Consider the following 20,298-nt stretch of genomic DNA (forward strand, 5'->3'; position numbering starts at 1 on the left):
GGCCTCCCGCAGCTCGGCAGCGGTGCGGCGGACCGGCCGCACCACATCCTCGACCACTGGTACGGCCGCACACCGGCAGTAGTTCAATCCCGCCCGGCGGTCAGACCGACCCGGAGTCCCGCACCGGCAGCGCCACCTGCACCCGGTTGGTCCCCGGTCCGCCGGACCGGGACGGCCCGCGACGGTAGCGTCGGCGGTGGGACCACCGGGGGCGGGAGGGCGCGATGACCGAGCGGCAGCCGTACCGCGTAGTGGCCCGTCACCCGAGGTTCGAGCTGCGCCGCTACCCGGCCCATCTGGTCGCCGAGGTCAGCGTGGAGGGGTCGTTCGAGTCCGCCGGCAACGCGGGGTTCCGGCCGCTGGCCCGGTACATCTCCGGTGCCAACCGGTCGCGGCGGGCGGTCCCGGTGACCGGGCCGGAGCCGGCCGGCGCGGAGCGGATCGCGATGACCTCCCCCGTGCTTCAGGAGGAGGGCGACCGGCCGGGGAGCTGGCTGGTGCGGTTCGTGATGCCCGCGAGCTTCACCCCGGCCACCCTGCCCGAGCCGGTGGACCCGCTGGTCACCATCCGGGAGGTCCCCGGGCAGCTCGCGGCGGCGATGCGGTTCTCCGGGCGGTGGACCGCGCGGGCGTTCGAGCGACGGGCCACCGCGCTGGGCCGCGCGGTCACCGGCGCGGGCCTGCGTCCGACCGGCGCCGTCCGGTACGCCCGCTTCGACCCGCCGTGGCAGCCCTGGTTCCTGCGCCGTAACGAGGTCGTGCTCCCGGTCGCCGAATAGTCGGCGGCCGGTGCGGTCGCCGGGTCACCCCTAGACTCGTGACCCCGCCCGCCAGATCGGAGATCCCCGTGCGTCCGTGGCCTGCCGCCCTCGCCCTGGTGCTGCTGCTCGCCGGTTGCGGCGGCGGCGCCGAGTCGACGGTCCTTCCCGCCTGGGAGGCCCCCGCGCCGAGCGCGCCGGCCCCATTGACGGTGAAGGAGGCGAAGGGCCGCTACCTGGCCATCGTGGCGCCGTACAACACCGCGTTGGAGGAGCTGGAGGAGGCGCTGAAGGCCGGCCGTCCGTGGCGCACCGTGCGGGACCTGGCGCGCACGGTCGCCAGCACCAACGCCGCCCACGCCGAGCAGCTCCGGGCCACCGCCTGGCCGGCCGTGGCGCAGGCCCCGGTCGCCGCGCTACTCAAGGAGAACGACGTGGCGCTGCGGCACTGGCAGCTCGCGGCCGAGGCCGCCAGCGCCGCGGTGCTGATGCGGGAGATCCGCGCCGCCGCCGCGCACGACGGCGGCAAGCAGGCCGACAAGGTACGCACCACCCTCGGCCTCCCGCTCTACCGGGACTCCTGACGAACCGCCGTCGGGCCCGCGCCGAGGTGCGGCGCGGGCCCGACGGGGTGCGAGACCTACTTCTTGTTGCCCGTGTTGCTCACCCGGAACGTGTAGTCCGCGTCCAGGTAGGTGAGGTCACCGGTCGGCAGGTTGGAGATCAGGACGGCGAAGTCGTCCTGGTTGCCGTTGGCGCACCTGGTCCGCAGGCCGCTGGCCGTGAACTGGTCGCCGGTGGACCGGTAGACCCAGTTGCCCGCGCCGTCGGTGGTCTCACCCGGCGAGGTGACGCCCGGCGTGAGGTCGCAGTGGCTGACCACCTGGACGGTCCAGTTGTTGTCCTGCACGCCGCTGGTGGCGAACCAGTTGCCCGCCGCCGAGGTGAGGGTCGCGTCGGCGCCGTTGACCCGGACGTCGTCGACGAACCAGCCGGTGTCCATGTACGCGGCGTCCGTGGAGTACCGGAAACGCACGTCCGTGGTGCCGGCCGGCAGGTCGGCGGTGAGGTGCTGGTAGACCGGGTCGTCGACGAAGTACTGGCCGCCGGAGGTGCCGGTCAGGCCGTTGCCCTCCTCGTTGTTGCCGTGCGGGTCGTCGTCGGTGGTGACGACCTGGCCGGCGTCGGTGCGCACCGGCACCGTCACCCAGTTGCCGCCGACGAGCGCCTCGACGAAGCCGTAGTCCCAGCCCTCCTCGATGAAGTACCAGCTCCAGAAGTCCAGCGAGGTGACCGCACCGGAGGTGGACACGTCGAGGATGTTGTCGTTCTGGCTCTCGTAGCCGGCGTACCAGTGGGTGGTGCCGGTGTGCGGCGCGATCACCGTCTCGTCGTCGCCGTCGAAGGCCAACGCCACGGTCGGGCCGGGGTTGCGGAACCGCTCGACCGACATGCCGAACGGCACGGCGGTGGTGTCCTGGCGGTTCTTCAGCCGCGCCCACTTGGCCTCGGGCGTGGCGCCCTGGTAGCTGCCCCGGCCCGACCAGAAGACGTCGTCGGCGATGTCGATGGTCCACGAGGTGTCGGCGGGGTCGCCGAAGTCGAAGGCCTTGATGTCGTAGATCGGCGAGTCCTCGTCGTCCAGGTAGACCGCCACCGACCAGTCCCGGAACAGGTCGGCCGCGCTGCGCAGGTGCGCGCCGGTGTCCGCGTTGAAGTCGTCGATGGCGTTCTGCACGCCGGCCATGCCGTCGGCCTGCTCCTCGAAGATCGTCTTGATGAGCAGGTCACCGGCCCTGCCGTCGTACTGCTTGTCCGGGGTGTAGGTGCCGTCGCCGTTGCCGCCGGCCTGCTCCCACAGGTACTGGAAGTAGGTGAACGAGGCGCCGTAGTTGGCCAGGGTGCTGCCCCACCGGGTCAGCGAGGTCTCCTCGTAGAAGACCTGCTGGTTGGTCAGGTGCGAGCCGCCGGCGTCCAGGCCGTTGAGGAAGATGGCGAAGTCCGCCAGGCCCTCGTCCACCCAGGAGAGCTCGCCCGGGTCGCTGTAGTTGTGCAGCAGGTGCTGCAGCTCGTGCGCGACCGTGCCCTCGTACAGCTCGGGGCGGTCGTTGGCCGGGTTGGCGTCGCGCCACGGCGAGTCGTTCGGGCCGACCCGGTTGGCCCAGTCCAGGGCGTCGACCACGATGACGTTCATGCCGACGCTGTCGATGAAGTCCGGCGCGAAGTAGCCGGCCGTGTACGAGGTCTGCGCGCAGTCGTAGTAGGCGTCGTCCTGGATGTTGTAGAGCACCATGACCAGCGAGTCGCTGGCCGGCTCGTCCGGGTCGGCCGCGTCCATCGGGCCGAAGTGCTCCTCGTCGACGGCGACGATCTGGTTGGCGAGCTTGTCGCCGACGTAGTTGATCTGCGCCTGGGTGAGGGCGAACTGCGCGGCCGTGGCGGTGGCGCAGGGGGTGAAAGCGTCGCCCGGGTTGTGGTCGAACTGCGGGTCGAGGCTGGCCACGCCGACCGGCGCGGTGCCGTCGAGCGGGGTGCCCTTGGGGACGTAGATGTAGACCGGGGTGCCGTCGGGGGTCTTGTTGGCGTACACCCGGGTGAAGTCCTGGTTGTAGGTGCCGCCCGCCGCGCTGTCGTTGATCGGCAACGTGATGGTCGGCTCGCCGGGAAGGTTCTCGTGGTCGTTGGCCTGGGCCGGGGCCGAGACCGTGAAGGCGAGCGCCGTCACGCCCGCCACCGTGGCCGCGATCCGGCTCGGTCGTCTCATTCGCACGCGGATGCCTCCTGCTGTGAGGCGGTGATCAGCTCCGGCCACCGCCGTCGGGTGAGCAGTTGCCCCGTCGTCGCCGCCGAAGGCAGCAGCTGAGCAGGGGAATTTTGTCTTCAGGCAACCACTTTCGACGGTGCCAGGGAGGCGCCCGCAGGTCACAAATTCGTCACGAACATGAGTCACCTGACCGCACGTGCGACCCCGGTCGGCCGCCGGTCGATCCGGCTTTGGCGGATCGTCGGAGGGGCCCGCCCGCACGGCCGTCCATCTCGTCCCGACGGGGGAGCCGACCACCGTTCCGTCCGGCACCGGTGCCCGTTCTAGGCTTGGTGGTCGAGTGACGCCCAGGCGAGGAGGCCCGGATGACCCGCTACGCCGCCCTGCTGCGGGGCGTCAACGTCGGCACCACCCGGCTCGCCATGGCCGACCTGCGCCGCCTCGTCACCGACCTCGGGCACGAGGACGTCAAGACCTACCTGCAGAGTGGCAACGTCGTCTTCAGCAGCCCGCCCGCGAAGGACGACATCCTGGCCGAGGGCATCGCCCGCCGGCTCGCCGACGAGTTGGGCCTGCGCGTGCCGGTGCTGGTGCGCAGCGGCGACGAACTCGCGGCGGTCGCGGCGGCCAGCCCGTACGCCGGGAAGCAGGACGACCCGACGCGGGTCCTGGTGGCCTTCCTCTCGGCCGCGCCGAGCCCGGCCAAGGTCAGGGACCTGGTCGCGCCGGACGGGGAGAACCTGGAGTTTGCGGTCGACGGGCGCGAGGTGCACCTGCACTTCCCCGACGGCGGCTACGGGCGGAGCAAGTTCACCAACACCCACCTGGAGAAGAAGCTGGGCGTGGTGGCGACCACCCGCAACTGGAAGTCGGTGCTGGCCCTGCGCGACCTGACCGCCGGCTGAGCGGAGGGGCCGACCCGTTACCTCTCAGTGCACTTTGGTGAATGCACAGTTGGTAGTCCCGCCTTGCGGTGGGACGGTCCCGGTCTGACCGGCGGATGCCGTGCCGGGTTGACGCTTCACAGCCACCGGCCCACCGGGGCGGGTCTTATGGTCGGCTCCACGTCCAGCCACCGGGCCACTCCCGGCGGTTGCTTCCTCAGCCGCGAGGGCGGCCAGGTTGCGGGCGGCGTTGGCGTCCCGGTCGGTGACCAGGCCGCACGCCTCACATTCGTACTCACGCTCGTGCAGGGCCAGCTTGGCTTTCACCGCGCCGCAACCAGAGCAGGTCTTGGAGGACGGAAACCAGCGGTCGGCGACGATCAGCCGGCCACCGTTCCACGAGGTCTTGTATGTGAGCTGTCGGCGGATCTCGGCGAACCCGGCGTCAGCGACGTGCCGGGCCAGCCGCCGGTTGCGCAGCATCCCGGCCACGTTGAGGTCTTCCACCACGACCGTGCCGTGCTCGCGGGCGAGGCGGGTGGTGAGTTTGTGCAGGCCATCGCGGCGTAGGTTCGCCACCCGGGCGTGTGCTCGGCCGAGTCGCGCCGAAGCGCGTTGCCACCGGTTCGACGGGCACTGGCCGGTACGCCGGTTAGGGCCGGTCTTGCGTGCCAGCGCCCGGCCGAGCCCCCGCAGGCGGCGTTGAGCGTGGCCGAGGTAGCGCGGGTTGGGCACCAGCTCACCGGTGGACAGCACGGCAAGGTGTGTGATCCCGACGTCGACACCGACCGTGCAGGCGCGGCGGACCGGTGCCCGGTCGGCGCGCTCAACCTCGACGGTGAACGCGACGTGCCAGCGTCCGCCGTCGCGCCGCACGCTCGCGGACATGATCCGGGCGGTGTCGTTGTCGAGGCGGCGGGCGAGTTTCCGGGCGGACTCGTGCAGTTTCAACCGGCCCAGCCGGGGCAGCACGACATGCTTACGGTCCGCATCGACGCGGATCGTGCCGGTGGTGAACCGCACGCATGGTGTGGTGCGGCGGCGGGACTTGAATCGCGGGAACCCGACCGGATGGCCCTTGCGCTTGCCGCCTCGGGAGTCGGCCCAGTTCTTCAGCCCTCGGGCGAGGGCGTCCAAGCCAGTGTTGAACGCCTCCTTGGAGCACTCCCGCCACCACGGCGCGACCTCGGCCTTGGCCGCGTTCCACTCCCGGCGTAACGCCGGCAATGACCATCCGATCGTCGGGGTGAGCTGGTCGTCCGGGACGCCGTAGGTGCGCTCGGCAGCCCGCTGACCCATGACCGCCTTCACTCGGGCCAGCGCCCAGTTGTGCGCGACCCGGGCCGCTCCGGCGTGCGCCAGCACCGCACGCTCCTGCGCCGGGGTGAGATCGAGGGCGAACCGGTACGCCTGGACCGTCTTCACGTCGGGTTGTCTCCCGTGGCGGCTTCGACCGCGCGCCGGGCGCGGTTCGCGGCGGCGCGGCGACCGTACAGACGGGCGCACAGCGACGTGAGGATCTCGGTAACGTCGCGGACCAGATCGTCGTCCACCTCAGCCGAGTCGACTACCAGCAGCCGGCGGCCCTGTGCGGCGAGTGCGGCTTCGACGTACTCGGCTCCGAAGCGGGCGAACCGGTCGCGGTGTTCGACCACGATGGTCGTCACGGTCGGGTCGCGCAGCAGAGCGAGGAACTTCTTGCGGTGCCCGTTGAGCGCCGATCCGACCTCGGTCACTACCCGCGACACGGCAAGGTTCTGCCCGGTCGCCCACGCGGCCACCCGGGCGACCTGCCGATCCAGGTCCGCTCTCTGATCGGCCGAGGACACCCGGGCGTAAACCACCGCCGTCGTCGCCTGCGGCGACGAGTCGGCGGCCCGCTCCACAAGGATCAGGCCGCCGACTCGTCGAGCGGGCACCGGCAGCTTGCCCTCCCGGAACCAGCGATACGCCGTTACCGGATGGACGCCCTCCTGCCTCGCCCACTCTTTCAAGTTCACGACAGCATACTATCGCTTACTACCCTGGCAACTGCCGACACCCCGTGGCCCGGCCCCTCCGCGCCCGGTCTCAGAAGTGGTACGCCGTGTGGTACTCCGGGACCAGCACGCGGCTGCGCGGCGACGCCTTCCGCACCGCGGCGATCAGGTCGTCGAGGCGCTTGCGGTCGCTCGGCGCCACCGCCGGCGGGTTGGTCAGCGGGGTCTCGAAGTTGTCCCAGTGCACCGGCACCACGACCTTCGGATAGTCGAGGGCGGCCATCAGCCGGGGAACGTAGTCGGCGGTCGCGGTGGTCGCGGCGGAGGCCACCATCGCCACGTCGGGGGCCAGCCCGACCAGGTTGCGCTCGGCGAAGTCGCTCGCCCCCATGAAGAACACCGACGGGCCGCCGTCGACGCGGATCTGGTACGCCAGGGTGTCCCCCTCGGGCAGGTCGGAGATCTTCTGCGGCTTCGGCGGCGGGCTGACCCGTACGCCGGGGAAGGCCATCGACCAGGCGCCGTTGCGGCTGTGCAGGGAGCTGACCACCTCGACGGTGTAGCCGCCGAAGTCGAGCACCTCGCCGCCCTTGACCGGGGCGAGCTGGCCGGCCGGCACCCCGTAGGCCAGCCCGAGGTGGTAGGCGGTCAGGGTGCCGAAGACCCGGGCGCCGGTGCGGCCGGCGATGTGGGGCACGTCGTTGAAGTGGTCCCAGTGGGTGTGCGTGACCAGGATGTTCTCGGCGCGCTCCACCAGCGGGTCGATGACGGCGGTGTCCACCGTCAGCGCGGTGTCCGGGTCGAACGCGCCCCGGAACAGGCCGGTGTCGTAGCGGCTCAGGTACGGGTCGACCAGCACCGTCCGGTCGCCGATGTCGATCCGCCAGCCGGACGTGCCCCACCAGCGGAAGCTGACCGCGCCGGTGCGCCGGGCCCCGGCGGCGGTGGCCGGGGCGGCGGTGGTGGCGGCCCGGGCCGGCGCGCCGGCGGCAAGGCCGGCGGTGGACACCGCGGCGGCGCCGACCGCGGCGTCGCGCAGGAAGCGGCGGCGGTCGTACGACCGTTCGTCGAACATGGAGCATCCTCCCCGTGGAGCAGGTTGATCGGTTCGCCCACCCCACCACCGGCCGCCCGCCGATGTCCAAGATCAGCCGACGGCACGATCGATACGCGTTCGCATATCGGTGCAGCTCACGGCCCTGAACCCGGGCCGGCCCGGCCGGGAAATCAATCGGCGCGCAGGGCCTCGACGGCGGCCCGGGCGGCCTCGCCCATGGCCAGGTCCACGTCGATCCGGCGGGTGCTGAGCCGCTCGGTACGGGCGAAGACCGCGACCGCGTACCGGCCGCCGTCGGGATACTCGACGACCCCGGCCTCCAGGTGCAGGCCGGGCAGGGTGCCGGTCTTCCCGGCGACCCGGACGCCGGGCGGGAAGCCGGCGGCGAGCCGGGTCCAGAACAGCTGCCGGGCCATCAGCTCCCGGACCATCGCGCAGGCGGCCGGCGGCCCCGCCTCGTCCCGCCAGATCAGGCCGAGCAGCCGGGTCATCTCCCGGGCCGTGCTGGAGGTGGTGTGCGCCGGGTCGAAGACCCGCATGGCCCGGACCCGCTCCGGCGGCAGGGTCGGGAAGATCCGGGCGAAGTCGGCCTCGGTGCGGGCCCCCACGTCGGCGAGCATCGTCTCGACCAGCTGCCGAGGGCCGCCGACGATCCGGGTACGCGGCAGGTCCAGCTCGGCGGCGAGCATCGGCAGCACGTCCGGGCCGACCCGGCGCAGCAGCAGGTCGGCGGCCGTGTTGTCGCTGACCGACATGGCGAAGTAGGCCAGGTCGCGCAGGGACACCTCGACGTCGTCGGCGCAGCCGGCGACGCCCCAGCCGCCGAGCCGGTCGGCGGGGCCGACCAGCACCCGCTCGACCGGGTCGAGCTGGCCGGCGACGACCTGCCGGGCGAACTCCAGCGCCAGCAGGATCTTGAACACCGAGGCGATCACCACCTGCTCGTCGGCGCGCAGCGCCACCTCCCGCCCCGGCGCGTCGACATCCACGACGTGCAGGCAGCCGCCGATCCCGGCCCGCTGGAAGATCTCCCCGATCCGCTCCGCGCTCACCCCGACACGCTAACCAGCGGCGGTCGGGGCGGGCGTAGGGTGCCCGTCGTGGACCTGCTGCGACACCTGCGGCACTTCGTGGTCGTGGCCCGCGAGCTGCACTTCGGGCGGGCGGCCGAGGTGCTCGGCATCGCGCAGCCGCCGCTGAGCCAGTCGATCCAGCGGCTGGAGCGCGAGCTGGGCGCCACCCTCTTCGACCGGTCGCAGCGGCAGGTCCGGCTCACCACGGCCGGCCAGCTCCTGCTCGGCGAGGCCGACGAACTGCTCGCCGGGGAGCGCCGGCTGCGCAACCTGGTCGACCAGGTACGCCGGGGCGCGCTCGGCGTGCTCCGCGCCGGCGTACCCCCGGAGACCCCGGCCGTGACGCTGCGCGCGCTGCTCGACGGGCTCGCCGCCCGCGCGCCCGGGCTCGACCTGGACCTGCACGAGCTGACCAGCGCCGAGCAGCGGCGGATGCTGGCCGAGGGGCGGCTCGACGTCGGGCTGCTGCACCACCCGGTGGAGGAGGCCGGGCTGCGCTTCGGCCCGGCCGTGGACGCCCCGGTCGGGGTGCTGCTCCCCCGGTCCGCGCCGCCGGCCCGGGCCCGCGAGGTGGAGCTGGCCGACCTCGCCGGCCTGGACCTGATCACCGCGCCGCCGGCCACCGCGCCCGGCTGGCACGGGCACCTGCTGGCGGTCTGCCGCCGGCACGGCTTCGTGCCCGCCCGGGTCCGGCCGGCCCGCAACCCGGAGTTCCTGTTCGGACTGCTGCTGGCCGGTGGCGCGGTCGCCCTGGAGCCGGAGTCGGTGGCCCGCCGCGAGCCGCGGATCGCCTGGCGGCCGCTGGTCGACGCGCCGCTGGTCAAGCGCACCTCGGCGGCCTGGCCGGCCCGGGCGGGACACCCGGCGGCCCCGATGTTCGGGCAGCTCGCGGCGGAGGTGCTGGCCGTCGCGGAACCGCCACCGGCGACCGCGGCGCTCGCGTCCGCCGCCCGGCCCTGGCCGGTGCTCTTCGAGGCCGGCCAGAGCGGGCCGAGCGCCGGTCAGCAGCCGCCGGTGGGGTGAACCGCCACGGGTCGGCCGGTGGCGGCGCAGATCACCCGGCGGCGGCCGTGACGAGCCGGGTCGAGCGGGTAGAGAACCCGGGTGGCAGGCCCGGCGCCGCGCGTGGAAGCGTTCCCGGGCACCCGGACGATCGGAGATGAGGCTTCCATGGCCCCGAACAGCGTTCCCGACATCCCGCTCAACGACGGCAACACCATCCCGCAGCTCGGCTTCGGCGTCTTCCAGATCGACCCGAAGGAGACCGCGCAGGCCGTCGGCGCGGCGCTCGAGATCGGCTACCGGCACATCGACACCGCCGAGATGTACGGCAACGAGGCCGAGGTCGGGCAGGCCGTGCGCACCTCCGGGCTGGACCGCAGCGAGGTCTTCGTCACCAGCAAGCTGAGCAACGCCTTCCACCGCCCGGACGACGCCCGCCGGGCGTTCGAGTCCACCCTTGCGGAGCTGAAGTTCGACTACCTCGACCTGTTCCTGATCCACTGGCCGCTGCCGACGCTCTACGACGGCGACTTCGTCTCCACCTGGCGGGTGCTGGAGGAGTTCCAGCGCGACGGCCGGGCGAAGTCGATCGGCGTCTCCAACTTCCAGGTGGCCCACCTGGAGCGACTGGCCGCGGAGGCGGAGATCGTGCCGGCGGTCAACCAGATCGAGGTGCACCCGTACTTCTGCAACGAGGAGGTGCGGGCGTACGGGAAGGCGCACAACATCCTCACCGAGGCGTGGTCGCCGATCGCCCAGGGCAAGGTGCTGGACGACCCAACCATCGTCGACATCGCCGAGGAGGTCGGCCGGACCCCGGCGCAGGTGGTGCTGCGCTGGCACGTGCAGCGCGGCGACATCGTCTTCCCCAAGTCGACCACTCCGAGTCGGATCGACGAGAACCTCCGGATCTTCGACTTCGAGCTGGACGACACCACGGTGGAGCGGATCAGCGGCCTGGACCGGGGCGAGGCGGGCCGGCAGGGGCCGAACCCGGACACCTTCGACTACCTGCCGGCGTAACGCCTACCGGCAGCCCTCACTCCCGGTCGGTAGTGCTCCCTCGGTGACGGTTGAACGTCACCGCGGCCGACCTGCAGCCCTGCCCAGAGCAGCGGGCCCGGCTCGAAACGGCGCGCTGACCGTTCGACCGGGCCCGCGCTGACCATCCGCACGGACCCGGCCGGCTCTACCGGTGAACCCAGGGTCCGCGTCGGCAGATCTCACGGCCACCCGCACCCGGAAACGGGCAAAGCGGGTCTGACTGACGGAACAGTCAGCCGGAGAGATTGAGGCGTGTCGGCGTAGACCCGCAGGTCGGGACGCCTCCAGACTGGGAAGCGACCAGGCGGCCAGACATCTCACGGCCGCGATCGTCGTTCTTCGCCGGCCCGCACCTGGGCGGCTGGACGCCAGGCGACCAGTCCAGGAGGAAGTTCGTATGTCCGGCAAGCACTCGCGGTCCGGTCCGGGCGGCGGGCGGGCCCGGAGCGATGCAAGGCCTCCGAGGCGGAGAAGGGCGGGCACCTCCCGTGGCAGCGCCAAGGTGCCCGGGAAGCTCATCGTGCTCGTGCCGGCGCACGATGAGGCCCAGGGGATCAGCCAATCGGTCACCGCCCTGCGGCAGCAGACGTATCGGCCCACAATGGTCGTGGTGATCGCCGACAATTGTCGGGATGAAACGGCCCGACTCGCCGCACAGGCTGGTGCGTACGTCTTCACGACGTTCGGAAACCAGCGCAAGAAGGCGGGTGCACTGAACCAGGTACTCGCACAACTGCTACCGCGGCTGACTGCTGACGATTTCGTCGCGGTGGTCGACGCTGATTCGGTCCTGGATCCTCATTTCCTCAATCACGCGCTGGCGAAGCTGGGTGCCGACCGGAGGCTGGGAGCCGTCGGAGGCGTGTTCCGAGGCAGCAGCGGCAGTGGATTCGTCGGCCACCTCCAACGCAACGAGTACGTCCGGTACGCCCGGGACGTTGCGCGGTTGAACGGCAAGTGCCTGGTGGTCACCGGCACAGCGGCCGTGTTCCGGGCCGGCACCCTTCAGGAGGTCTCCAGGGCGAGACTCAGTGGCCGGCTCCCCGCGGGCGACGGAGCGGGTGGGGTGTACGACACCACCGTTCTGACCGAGGACAACGAGATGACCTTCGCACTGCGTCATCTCGGCTACACGGTTCTCTCGCCCAAGGAGTGTTCACTGGTCACGGAGGTCATGGGCACGTGGCGTGACCTCTGGAGACAGCGCCTCCGCTGGAAACGGGGGGCGGTGGAGAACTGCTTCCAGTACGGGATCACGCGCGTGACGTGGCGGTACTGGGGCAGGCAGTTGGTGACGCTGCTTGGCGTACTCACAACCTTCGCGTATCTGGGATCGCTCGGATACAGCGTAGGCGTGTACCGCGAGATCCATGTCCAGCCGTTCTGGCTGGCGGTTTCCAGCATTTTCGTCGTCGAGCGGGTGGTGACCATCCGCTATCGCGGCTGGAAGTACATGCTCGCCTCGGCGACAATGTACGAACTGGTACTAGACATTTTCCTCCAGTTCGTCCACGCAAAGGCATACACCGATTTCATTTTCCGCCGAGAGAGGAACTGGTAACAAGAGATGTACAACAATGTGACTGCCCCTGCGGCTGCTGGTGCGGCTACCTCTGGTGGCCTGGCCGTTACGGGAGCCAACACCCTCTGGGTCGTGCTGGCCGGGTTCGCCATGGTGGCTGCCGGATCTGCTCTGATGCGAATCGCCCCCAGGCTTCGCAGGTCCCGGTAACCGCGCGGGGTGCCCCGAGTGCTCCGCGCGGGGCACCCCAACCGCCTGTTGCCCAGTTGCAGGTCAGCCGTTACCGCTTCGACCATCTGCCCCGGTGAGCGGCCACCGTGGCCGGTGCTCGGCTGCCGGTCCCCGCGCGGGGGTTCAGGAGGCAACCCGCTCGGCGACCCGGCGGATCGCCGCCTCGGTCAATGACCCCGGCGCGGCGACGTAGACGTTGACTTCCTCCCCACGCCTGAAGGGCGGGGGATTCCCGTGGCTGAGGCGCGTTCACGCCGCGAGCCGTTCGGGTGGTTGGCGTTTCACAGACAGCCCTGCGGCTAGGTCTCCGCGCCCTGTTACCGCCAGCCCGGCGGCGAGGATGTTCTTGGCGGCGTTCACGTCGGCGTGGTCCTGATGCCCGCAGGCGACGCACCGGAAGACCGCTTGGCTCTCGCGGGAGTCCGGGGCGACATGCTTGCAGGCGTTGCAGGTCTGCGACGTATACGCCGGGTTGACCTTCTCGATCTTTGCCCCGTGGTAGCGGGCGGCGTGTTCCAGCTTGAGCAGGAATCCGCCCCACCCTTTGGCGAGGATGGCCCGGTTCAGGCCAGCCTTCTGGCGGACGTTACGGCCGGGCTGCTCAACGGTGCCCTTCGCGCTGGCCGTCATGTTCTTGATCCGCAGGTCCTCGACAGCGACCATGCCGTGCTCGCGGACCAGGCGCACGGCGGTCTGCGCGGCGAAGTCAGCTCTGCGGGCCCGGATACGGGCGTTGAGCCGGCCGAGTTGCGCGCGGGTAGCGTCGCGACGTTTCGATCCGCGGTTGCGGCCATGGACCCGCAGCGACCGGGACATGCGCTGCTGCAACCGCTTGAGCCGGGCCGCCTCGCCTGCAGTGACGAACTCCCGCTCGTCCAGCCCCCCGTCAGAGGTGGCCACAGCCACGGTGACACCCCGGTCCACACCGACCGGCGGCTTACCGTTCGGGGCAACCTCGGTCGCGCCGTCCTCGACGCAGAACGAGATGTACCAGCGTCCGCCGTCACGGGAGACGGTAGCGTTGCGGATGGGGCCACCCAACGGCCTGGTCCACCGAAACCTGACCGGCCCGAACTTCGGCAGGCGCACCTCACCCCACCTGCGGCTCAGCCGCTGCACCGCGATGTGCTTAGGGTCGGGAAACCGGAACGACGGGGCCGTGCGGGCCTTGGACCGCCAGCGCACCTTCCACGTGCCATGCGTCTTGCACGCCCGGTCCAGGTCCCGCAAGGTTTGCTGCAACGTGTGCGACGGCGCGTCGGCCAGCCACGCGCAGTCCGGGTCCTTCTTCGCCTCGGCCATCTGCCCGGCCTGCTCGTGGTAGCCGATGAACGCGCCGCGGCGGCGGTACTCACGGCGCTGCTCCAACGCCGTGTTCCACACCGCCCGACACACCGCACCGACCTGTTCGGCGTAGGCGGCCTGCTCGTCGGTGAAGACGAGCAGATAGCGGCGGCCGGTCAGCATTCAGCGGCCCTTCTGCTGCGCGACATACTCCTCCACCGCTGCCAGTGGGGCACCGCCGGTGGTCGCCACGAAGTACGAGTTCGTCCATAAGGTCGGCAGCCGGGAACGCAGCGATGGGAACTCCTCACGCAGCACCCGAGACGTCCGTGCCTTGATCGCCTTGACGAGCTTGTGAACACCGAACTGCGGGTCCACCTCGACCAGCAAGTGCACCTGATCGGGCATGACCTCCAGCGCCACCAGCCACGCCCCCTTCTCCTCCACCACCTCACCAATGAGGTGCTTCAACCGCTCCTCGATCCCGCCGGACAGCACGCGACGCCGATACTTCGGGCACCACACGACGTGGAAAGCGCACTGGAACACGACGCTGCTGTTCGACCGAAGGGCAACGGACACCCGTGCAATATACAGCCTCGTGCTATCTACTGCCCGTCTTAAATCGACGCGCCAACCCAACGGCTAAGGCCGGGGTCTGCGCGCTACGCACTTCGGTCGAGGTGAGCGCCGCCAACCCCGGCTACTGCGCGACGGACCTCAACCACCACAGCGGTTTCCGCACCCCGGAGGAGGGGCGCCGAGGTGAGCGCGCACCTGGCCACCCTGCGGACGGACGGGCCCAGCGGCCTGCTCTGGGGCTACCAGATGGACGCCGGCGGCGGCTACGGGGTGCTCCCCCGGTGAGGTTTGACTTCGCGCGCACTCGAAGGTGGAGGGTGGTGGCATCGTTCTGACGGGGAGGAACCCATGCGTTACCGCACCATCGGCACCGACCCGGCCACCCGCCGCGAGGTCAGCGTGCTCAGCCTCGGCGCCATGCTCTTCGGCACCGCCACCGACGAGGCCCTCTCGTACGCCATCCTCGACCGGTACGTCGAGGCCGGCGGCACGTTCATCGACACCTCGGACAACTACGCCTTCTGGCAGAACGGGGGCCAGGGCGGGGAGAGCGAGGAGCTGCTCGGCCGCTGGCGGCGCAGCCGTGGCGTCGGCAGCGAGGTGGTCATCGCCACCAAGCTCGGCGCCCGTCCCCTCGCCCCGGGCACCAGCTACGTGGACAACGCCGAGGGGCTGTCGGCCAAGGTGATCCGCGAGTCGGCCGAGCGCAGCCGGGAACGGCTCGGCGTGGACCGGCTCGACCTGCTCTACGCGCACATCGAGGACCGGACCGTGCCGCTGCGGGAGACCGTGGAGGGCTTCGCGGAGCTGGTCGCCGAGGGCACCGTCGGGCTGCTGGGCGCGAGCAACCACCGCTCCTGGCGGGTCGAGCGGGCCCGCGCCCTGGCCGCCGCGGCCGGCCTGCCCGGGTACGAGGTTCTCCAGTACCACCGCAGCTACCTGCCCCGGCGGCTGGACCTGCCGGGTGAGCTGGACCCGGACGGCGACGTCGGTGCGGTCGGGCCCGACCTGGCCAGCTATTTGCGGGCCGAGCCGCAGCTCACCCTGGTGGCGTACTCGCCGCTGCTCAAGGGCGCCTACGCGAAGCCGGAACGCCTCGGCGAGGCGTACGCCCTGCCGAGCACCCCGGCCCGGCTGGCGGCGCTGCGCGCGGTGGCCGACGAGGCCGGGGCCACGGTCAACCAAGTGGTGCTCGCCTGGCTGCTGGGCGGGGACGTGCCGGCCATCCCGCTGGTCGGCTTCTCCTCGGTGGCGCAACTGGATGAGAGCCTCGCCGCGGTGGACCTGGAGCTGACGCCGGAGCAGCGGGCCCGGCTGGACACGGCGCGGTAGGCACGGGGCGCCGGGCACCCGGTGCCGGCCGTGGGATGTAGCGAAACTCCACCGTTCGGCGCGTTCCCGTCGGCCGTCCGCCTGCCCGATACGACCAGAATTGAGAATCACTCCCGACATTGTCTCTCGTTAGGTGGATGTAGCGCGGTTGCTCGCGGCACGCTCTGCGGCCGGACCGGCCAGCAACCGACGTGACTTCCAGCGACGGGAACGGGGCCCACGCACTGATGTCGACGACTTCACGGGTGGCTGCCCCATGAGCACCTATCGCCACAGGCGCGTCATCGTGGTGGTGCCCGCCTACAACGAGGCGGGCACCATCGCCGAAACCATCCGGGCCCTCCAGGCGCAGACCCGGCCCGTGGACCGGCTGGTGGTCGTACCCAACAATTGCTCCGACGACACGGCCGCGGTCGCGTGGGCGGCCGGGGCCGAGGTGTGGGAGATGCCCGGCCCGAATCCGCACAAGAAGGCGGGCGCCCTGAACTGGGCCGTCAACCTGCTGCTGCCGCAACTGGCCGACCAGGACATGCTGCTGGTCACGGACGCGGACAGCATCCTCGCGCCCGGTGCGGTCGCCGCCGCCGTCCGCGCACTGGAACGCCGCCGGGGCGTCGGTGCGGTCTGCGCCGACTATCGGCTGGGCCGCCAGCCCCGGCTGCTGGACATCCTGCAGGGCAACGAGTACGCGCGCTTCTCGCGCTGGGTCTGGCGCAAGGGCGGCCATGCGGTCGTCCTGTCCGGGGTGGCCACCCTCTTCCCCGTCCCGGTGGTCCGGCGGATCCTGGCCGCCCGCGCCGCCGGTGACCTGCCCGGGTATCGGGGCGAGTTGTACCACCGCGATCCGGCCACTGAGGACATCGAGATGACGTTCGCGGTCCGGGCGCTGGGCTACCGCCCCCGGGTCGCCCCTGGATTCGAGGCCGTCACCGACTCCATGCCGACCGTCCAGGCCCTCATCACTCAGCGTGTCCGCTGGCAGCGCGGCATGCTCGACTCGCTGCGCCTGTACGGCGTCTGCCGGTGGAATGCCGGCAACTGGCTGCGGCAGCTCGGCATCTACACCACTTCGCTGCTCGTCCCGCTCTACCTGGCCAGCCTGATCGGGGGTTGGTTCCTGATCGGCTTTGTCCCGTGGGACCCCCGTTGGCTCGCGCTCACCGCCGTGTTCGTGCTGGAGCGCGCGCTGACCGTCCGCCGGCAGGGCTGGTGGGCATTGCTCACCGCCGCCGCGTTGCTTCCCGAGTGGTGCTACGAGCAGGTCAGGTCGTTCGCCTACTGGCGAGCACTGGCCCAGACCGTGCGCGGAACCGACCGCGTATGGATCAATTCCTGAGAAGAAAGGCACTCATCATGTACCAGCGTGGATGCGCCGCTGCTGCCGCCGGCTGCTCGGCCTCCCTGCCCGTCACCGGGGTCAGCATCACGTGGTCGCTGGTGGCCGGCGCGACGCTCCTGATCGCCGGCATGGCCCTGCTCCGGATCGCCCCGAGCATCCGGAGCCGTAAGGCCCGCGCCAGCTGATCGGTCCTGCCACGGCGCGGCGGCCCTGGGCAGCCGCGTCGTGGCGCCTGATCACCTCACCCGGCCAGCTCGATGCGCCAGTCGTTCGAGCGCATCAGGTGCCCCGGCGGGTATTCGAACTCGGTCTCGCCGAGCAGCGTGAAGCCGGCCTTGCGGCACACCGCGTTCGATGCCGGGTGGTCCACTGCCGGGTAGGCGTGCGCGAAGCGCCGGTCGCCGTGCGCCGCGGCCTCCGCGATCAGCGCGCGCACCGCCGCGCTCGCCAGCCCCCGTCCCTGGTACGCCGGCAGCACCGCCCAGCCCATCTCGTAGACCGGCTCGTTGCGCCATTCCCGCGCCCAGTAGCCGACGCTGCCCACCTTCGTCCCGTCGGGCAGCCCGACGGTGAACATGTGGCCGCTGCGCGGGCCGGGGCCGCGCAGGTAGCGCTCGTGCCGGGCGAGCACCTGCTCGTCGGTCTCCGGGCCGCCGGTGTGCGCCCGCACCTCCGGCGCGTTGAGCTGTTGCAGCAGCGCCAGGTCGTCGGCGCTCCACCGCGTGAGGCGTACCTCGGTCATGCCGGTCCCCCTTCGTTCCGGCGCCGATTCAAGCAGCCGCCCCCGACAGCCGCCTGCCAGATCCGATCTGGCGGGTTGCCGGTCGGCGTCTGGCGCCTGGGAGGTGAGGCCCGACACCAGTGGGAGGGGAGCATGACGCCGTTGCGGCTCGCTGTGATCATCGGCAGCACCCGGGAGGGGCGGATCGGCGACCGGATCGGTCGCTGGTTCGTCGCGCAGGCACGCCGGCGCGAAGCCTTGGCGGTGACCGTGCTCGACCTCGCCGGGTACGACTTCCCGGCCAGCCTGCCGGCCGAGCCCACGGCGGCCATGCGGTCGTTCGCCGGGGAGGTGAACAGCGCGGAGGCGTTCGTGGTGGTCACCCCGGAGTACAACCACAGCTTCCCGGCCTCGTTGAAACAGGCGATCGACTACGCCTACGACGAGTGGCAGGCCAAGCCCGTCGGTTTCGTCTCCTACGGCTGCCGGTCGGTCGGCCTGCACGCGGTCGACCAGCTGCGGACCGTGTTCACCGCCCTGCACGCGATGACCGTGCGCGACACCGTCGGCGTCGACCTGCTCGACGGCGAGCCCGCGGGGCGGGCCGAGGAGCAGCTCCGGCAGGACGCCCGGGTGCTCCTCGACGAGCTCTGCTGGTGGGGCCTGGCGCTGCGCGAGGGCCGCGCGGCGCGCCCGTACGTCTCCTGAGAACACCCACGACGAGAGGTAGTGATCATGAGTAACCGGAACACCGGCCCGGCCGTCGAGGCCGACGGCCTGGTCCGGTCGTTCGGCTCGACCCGAGCGCTCGACGGCCTGGACCTCCGGGTCCCCGCCGGCACCGTCTACGGGCTGCTCGGGCCGAACGGCGCCGGCAAGACCACCGCGGTGCGGGTGCTGGCCACGCTGTTGCGCCCGGACGGCGGGCGGGCCCGGGTGTTCGGGCACGACGTCGTCGCCGAGGCGGACGCGGTCCGCTCCCGGGTCAGCCTGACCGGCCAGTACGCCTCGCTCGACGAGGACCTGACCGGGGCGGAGAACCTGGTCCTGCTGGGCCGGCTGCTCGGCCTGGGCCGACCGGCGGCCCGGCAGCGGGCCGAGCGGCTGCTCGCCGCGTTCGGGCTGACCGAGGCGGCCGGCCGGCAGGTGAAGAAGTACTCCGGCGGGATGCGGCGGCGGATCGACATCGCCGCGAGCATCCTCAACACCCCGGATCTGCTCTTCCTGGACGAGCCGACGACCGGGCTGGACCCGCGCAGCCGCAACCAGGTGTGGGAGATTATCCGGGCGGTCGTCGCGCACGGCACCACGGTGCTGCTGACCACCCAGTACCTCGACGAGGCCGACCAGCTCGCCGGCCGCATCGCGGTGGTCGACCACGGCCGGGTGATCGCGGAGGGCACCCCGGGCGAGCTGAAGTCGTCGGTCGGCTCCGGCACCGTCCACGTACGGCTGCGCGACGCCGGGGAGCGGCCCCGGGCCGAGCAGGTGCTGCGGGTGGCGCTGGGCGTGCCGGTGCAGCTGGAGGCGGATCCGGTGGTGCTCACCGCCCGGGTCGGCGAGGACGGCACCGACCTGGAGGCCGGCGAGCAGGCCGCTAGGGCCCTCGGCGAGCTGGCCCGGGCCGGCATCGTGGTGGACGACTTCTCCCTCGGCCAGCCGACCCTGGACGAGGTGTTCCTGGCCCTGACCGACCACCCCGCCGTGTCGACGGACGAGCGGGACGACGAACTGGAGGCGGCCCGATGAGCGACACCGCGACCACTACCGGGCGGCCGCCGTCCGTCTACGTGCCGTCCGCCGAGGCGTTGGCGACGGTCCTCGCCCCGGGCGAGCGGCCGCCGAGGCCCAGCGCGCTGTCCGCGTCGCTGACCTTCGGCTGGCGGGCGATGCTGAAGATCAAGCACGTGCCGGAGCAGCTGTTCGACGTGACCGCGTTCCCGATCATCATGGTGCTGATGTTCACCTACCTGTTCGGCGGCGCGCTCGCCGACAGCCCGCAGGACTACCTGCAGTTCTTCCTGCCGGGCATCATGGTGACCAGCGTCGTGATGATCACGATGTACACCGGTGTCGGGCTGAACAACGACATCGAGAAGGGCGTCTTCGACCGGATCCGCACCCTGCCGGTCTGGCGGCCGGCCGCGCTGGTCGGCATGATCTTCGGCGATGTGCTGCGCTACGTGCTCGCCGCGGTGGTCATCCTCGGCGTGGGGCTGGCGCTCGGGTTCCGGCCCGCCGGCGGGCCGGTCGGGGTGCTCGCCGGCATCGGCCTGCTGGTGGTCTTCTCGTTCGCGTTCTCCTGGGTGTGGACGTTCTTCGGCCTGGTGCTGCGCAGCGAGAAGTCGGTGATGGGGGTCAGCATGATGGTGCTGTTCCCGCTGACCTTCCTGAGCAACGTCTTCGTCGACCCGGCCACCATGCCGGGCTGGCTCCAGGCGTTCGTCAAGGCCAACCCGGTCACCCACCTGGTGGCGGCCGTGCGCGCGGCGATGGGCGGATCCGCGGACGCGACGAACACCATGTGGCTGCTGTTGTGGAGCGCCGGGTTCGTGGTCGTCTTCGGCACGCTGACCATGTACCGCTACAACCGCCGTTGATCCGACGGGACGACGGGGGTGTCGCCGCGGCGACACCCCCCGCGGACCGCCCAAAAGCCCCCCCATACCCCCCCCCCCGTTTTTAAAGAAACCGAGCGAAACACCCCCCAAAAATAAAGACCACAA

General features: G+C 71.4%; 20 protein-coding genes. 12 read left to right on the forward strand and 8 right to left on the reverse strand.

Features of this window, described 5'->3' with window-relative positions; genetic code table 11:
- Positions 1-224: 224 nt before the first annotated feature.
- Together AB0F68_RS32480 and AB0F68_RS32485 are read left to right on the forward strand one after the other, a co-directional pair.
- The gene (locus tag AB0F68_RS32480) at positions 225-779 is read left to right on the forward strand and encodes a heme-binding protein (RefSeq protein WP_357345215.1); all 555 of its coding nucleotides are present in this window, start codon (positions 225-227) and stop codon (positions 777-779) included.
- 68 nt (positions 780-847) lie between these two features.
- Positions 848-1,342, forward strand: a complete 495-nt coding sequence (locus AB0F68_RS32485; RefSeq protein WP_357345217.1) for a hypothetical protein — start codon at positions 848-850, stop codon at positions 1,340-1,342.
- A gap of 56 nt (positions 1,343-1,398) precedes the next feature.
- Here the strand turns inward: AB0F68_RS32485 and AB0F68_RS32490 are convergent, their stop codons facing one another.
- A complete protein-coding gene (locus AB0F68_RS32490; RefSeq protein WP_357345252.1) occupies positions 1,399-3,522 on the reverse strand; it encodes a hypothetical protein in 2,124 nt (707 codons plus the stop codon).
- 365 nt (positions 3,523-3,887) lie between these two features.
- On the opposite strand from AB0F68_RS32490, the gene AB0F68_RS32495 reads away from it, so the two are divergent.
- Positions 3,888-4,427 carry a DUF1697 domain-containing protein gene (locus AB0F68_RS32495; RefSeq protein WP_357345218.1) on the forward strand — a complete coding sequence of 180 codons (540 nt, stop codon included), beginning with the start codon at positions 3,888-3,890 and terminating at the stop codon, positions 4,425-4,427.
- 24 nt (positions 4,428-4,451) lie between these two features.
- Here AB0F68_RS32495 and tnpB read toward each other — a convergent pair whose 3' ends face one another.
- The 4 genes from tnpB to AB0F68_RS32515 all read right to left on the reverse strand — a co-directional run bounded on the left by tnpB (position 4,452) and on the right by AB0F68_RS32515 (position 8,494).
- A complete protein-coding gene (tnpB, locus tag AB0F68_RS32500) occupies positions 4,452-5,831 on the reverse strand; it encodes an IS607 family element RNA-guided endonuclease TnpB (protein WP_357345219.1) in 1,380 nt (459 codons plus the stop codon).
- Positions 5,828-6,406, reverse strand: coding sequence for an IS607 family transposase (locus AB0F68_RS32505; RefSeq protein WP_357345221.1), 579 nt, complete (start codon positions 6,404-6,406; stop codon positions 5,828-5,830). Before AB0F68_RS32505 ends, tnpB begins: the two co-directional genes overlap by 4 nt.
- Before the next feature lie 70 nt (positions 6,407-6,476).
- Entirely contained in the window at positions 6,477-7,460 is a 984-nt protein-coding gene (locus AB0F68_RS32510; RefSeq protein ID WP_357345224.1) for an MBL fold metallo-hydrolase, read from the reverse strand.
- A 152-nt stretch (positions 7,461-7,612) separates the two neighbouring features.
- Positions 7,613-8,494 carry a serine hydrolase gene (locus AB0F68_RS32515; protein ID WP_357345226.1) on the reverse strand — a complete coding sequence of 294 codons (882 nt, stop codon included), beginning with the start codon at positions 8,492-8,494 and terminating at the stop codon, positions 7,613-7,615.
- A gap of 48 nt (positions 8,495-8,542) precedes the next feature.
- On the opposite strand from AB0F68_RS32515, the gene AB0F68_RS32520 reads away from it, so the two are divergent.
- The 3 genes from AB0F68_RS32520 to AB0F68_RS32530 all read left to right on the forward strand — a co-directional run bounded on the left by AB0F68_RS32520 (position 8,543) and on the right by AB0F68_RS32530 (position 12,122).
- Positions 8,543-9,538 carry a LysR substrate-binding domain-containing protein gene (locus AB0F68_RS32520; protein ID WP_357345228.1) on the forward strand — a complete coding sequence of 332 codons (996 nt, stop codon included), beginning with the start codon at positions 8,543-8,545 and terminating at the stop codon, positions 9,536-9,538.
- 147 nt (positions 9,539-9,685) lie between these two features.
- Positions 9,686-10,540 (forward strand): aldo/keto reductase, encoded by an 855-nt coding sequence (locus AB0F68_RS32525; protein ID WP_357345230.1) that lies wholly within the window; start codon positions 9,686-9,688, stop codon positions 10,538-10,540.
- A 418-nt stretch (positions 10,541-10,958) separates the two neighbouring features.
- Positions 10,959-12,122, forward strand: coding sequence for a glycosyltransferase family 2 protein (locus AB0F68_RS32530; RefSeq protein ID WP_357345232.1), 1,164 nt, complete (start codon positions 10,959-10,961; stop codon positions 12,120-12,122).
- Between the two features lie 441 nt (positions 12,123-12,563).
- On the opposite strand, the gene AB0F68_RS32535 is transcribed toward AB0F68_RS32530, so the two are convergent.
- Positions 12,564-13,781, reverse strand: a complete 1,218-nt coding sequence (locus tag AB0F68_RS32535) for a transposase (protein WP_357345234.1) — start codon at positions 13,779-13,781, stop codon at positions 12,564-12,566.
- Complete coding sequence (gene tnpA / locus AB0F68_RS32540; protein WP_357345236.1) at positions 13,782-14,180, reverse strand: IS200/IS605 family transposase; 399 nt, start codon at positions 14,178-14,180, stop codon at positions 13,782-13,784.
- Positions 14,181-14,528: 348 nt separating this feature from the next.
- Here tnpA and AB0F68_RS32545 point away from each other — a divergent pair, with 348 nt between their 5' ends.
- The 3 genes from AB0F68_RS32545 (at position 14,529) to AB0F68_RS32555 (ending at position 17,036) form a co-directional block, all read left to right on the forward strand.
- Positions 14,529-15,512: an aldo/keto reductase gene (locus AB0F68_RS32545; protein WP_357345238.1), complete on the forward strand. Its 984-nt coding sequence runs from the start codon at positions 14,529-14,531 to the stop codon at positions 15,510-15,512.
- 256 nt (positions 15,513-15,768) lie between these two features.
- Positions 15,769-16,848 carry a glycosyltransferase family 2 protein gene (locus AB0F68_RS32550; RefSeq protein ID WP_357345240.1) on the forward strand — a complete coding sequence of 360 codons (1,080 nt, stop codon included), beginning with the start codon at positions 15,769-15,771 and terminating at the stop codon, positions 16,846-16,848.
- A 17-nt stretch (positions 16,849-16,865) separates the two neighbouring features.
- A complete protein-coding gene (locus AB0F68_RS32555; RefSeq protein WP_357345242.1) occupies positions 16,866-17,036 on the forward strand; it encodes a hypothetical protein in 171 nt (56 codons plus the stop codon).
- Positions 17,037-17,092: 56 nt separating this feature from the next.
- On the opposite strand, the gene AB0F68_RS32560 is transcribed toward AB0F68_RS32555, so the two are convergent.
- A complete protein-coding gene (locus AB0F68_RS32560; RefSeq protein ID WP_357345244.1) occupies positions 17,093-17,593 on the reverse strand; it encodes a GNAT family N-acetyltransferase in 501 nt (166 codons plus the stop codon).
- Positions 17,594-17,725: 132 nt separating this feature from the next.
- Between AB0F68_RS32560 and AB0F68_RS32565 the strand changes: the two genes are divergently transcribed.
- From AB0F68_RS32565 to AB0F68_RS32575, 3 genes are read left to right on the forward strand one after another with little or no spacing between them, the layout of a single operon-like run.
- Positions 17,726-18,280, forward strand: coding sequence for an NAD(P)H-dependent oxidoreductase (locus tag AB0F68_RS32565; protein WP_357345246.1), 555 nt, complete (start codon positions 17,726-17,728; stop codon positions 18,278-18,280).
- Between the two features lie 27 nt (positions 18,281-18,307).
- Entirely contained in the window at positions 18,308-19,321 is a 1,014-nt protein-coding gene (locus AB0F68_RS32570; protein ID WP_357345248.1) for an ATP-binding cassette domain-containing protein, read from the forward strand.
- Positions 19,318-20,172, forward strand: a complete 855-nt coding sequence (locus tag AB0F68_RS32575) for an ABC transporter permease (RefSeq protein ID WP_357345250.1) — start codon at positions 19,318-19,320, stop codon at positions 20,170-20,172. The genes AB0F68_RS32570 and AB0F68_RS32575 overlap by 4 nt, the downstream gene beginning before the upstream one ends.
- Positions 20,173-20,298 lie beyond the last annotated feature (126 nt).

It is taken from the genome of Micromonospora sp. NPDC023966 (assembly GCF_040639095.1).
GTDB lineage: Bacteria > Actinomycetota > Actinomycetes > Mycobacteriales > Micromonosporaceae > Micromonospora.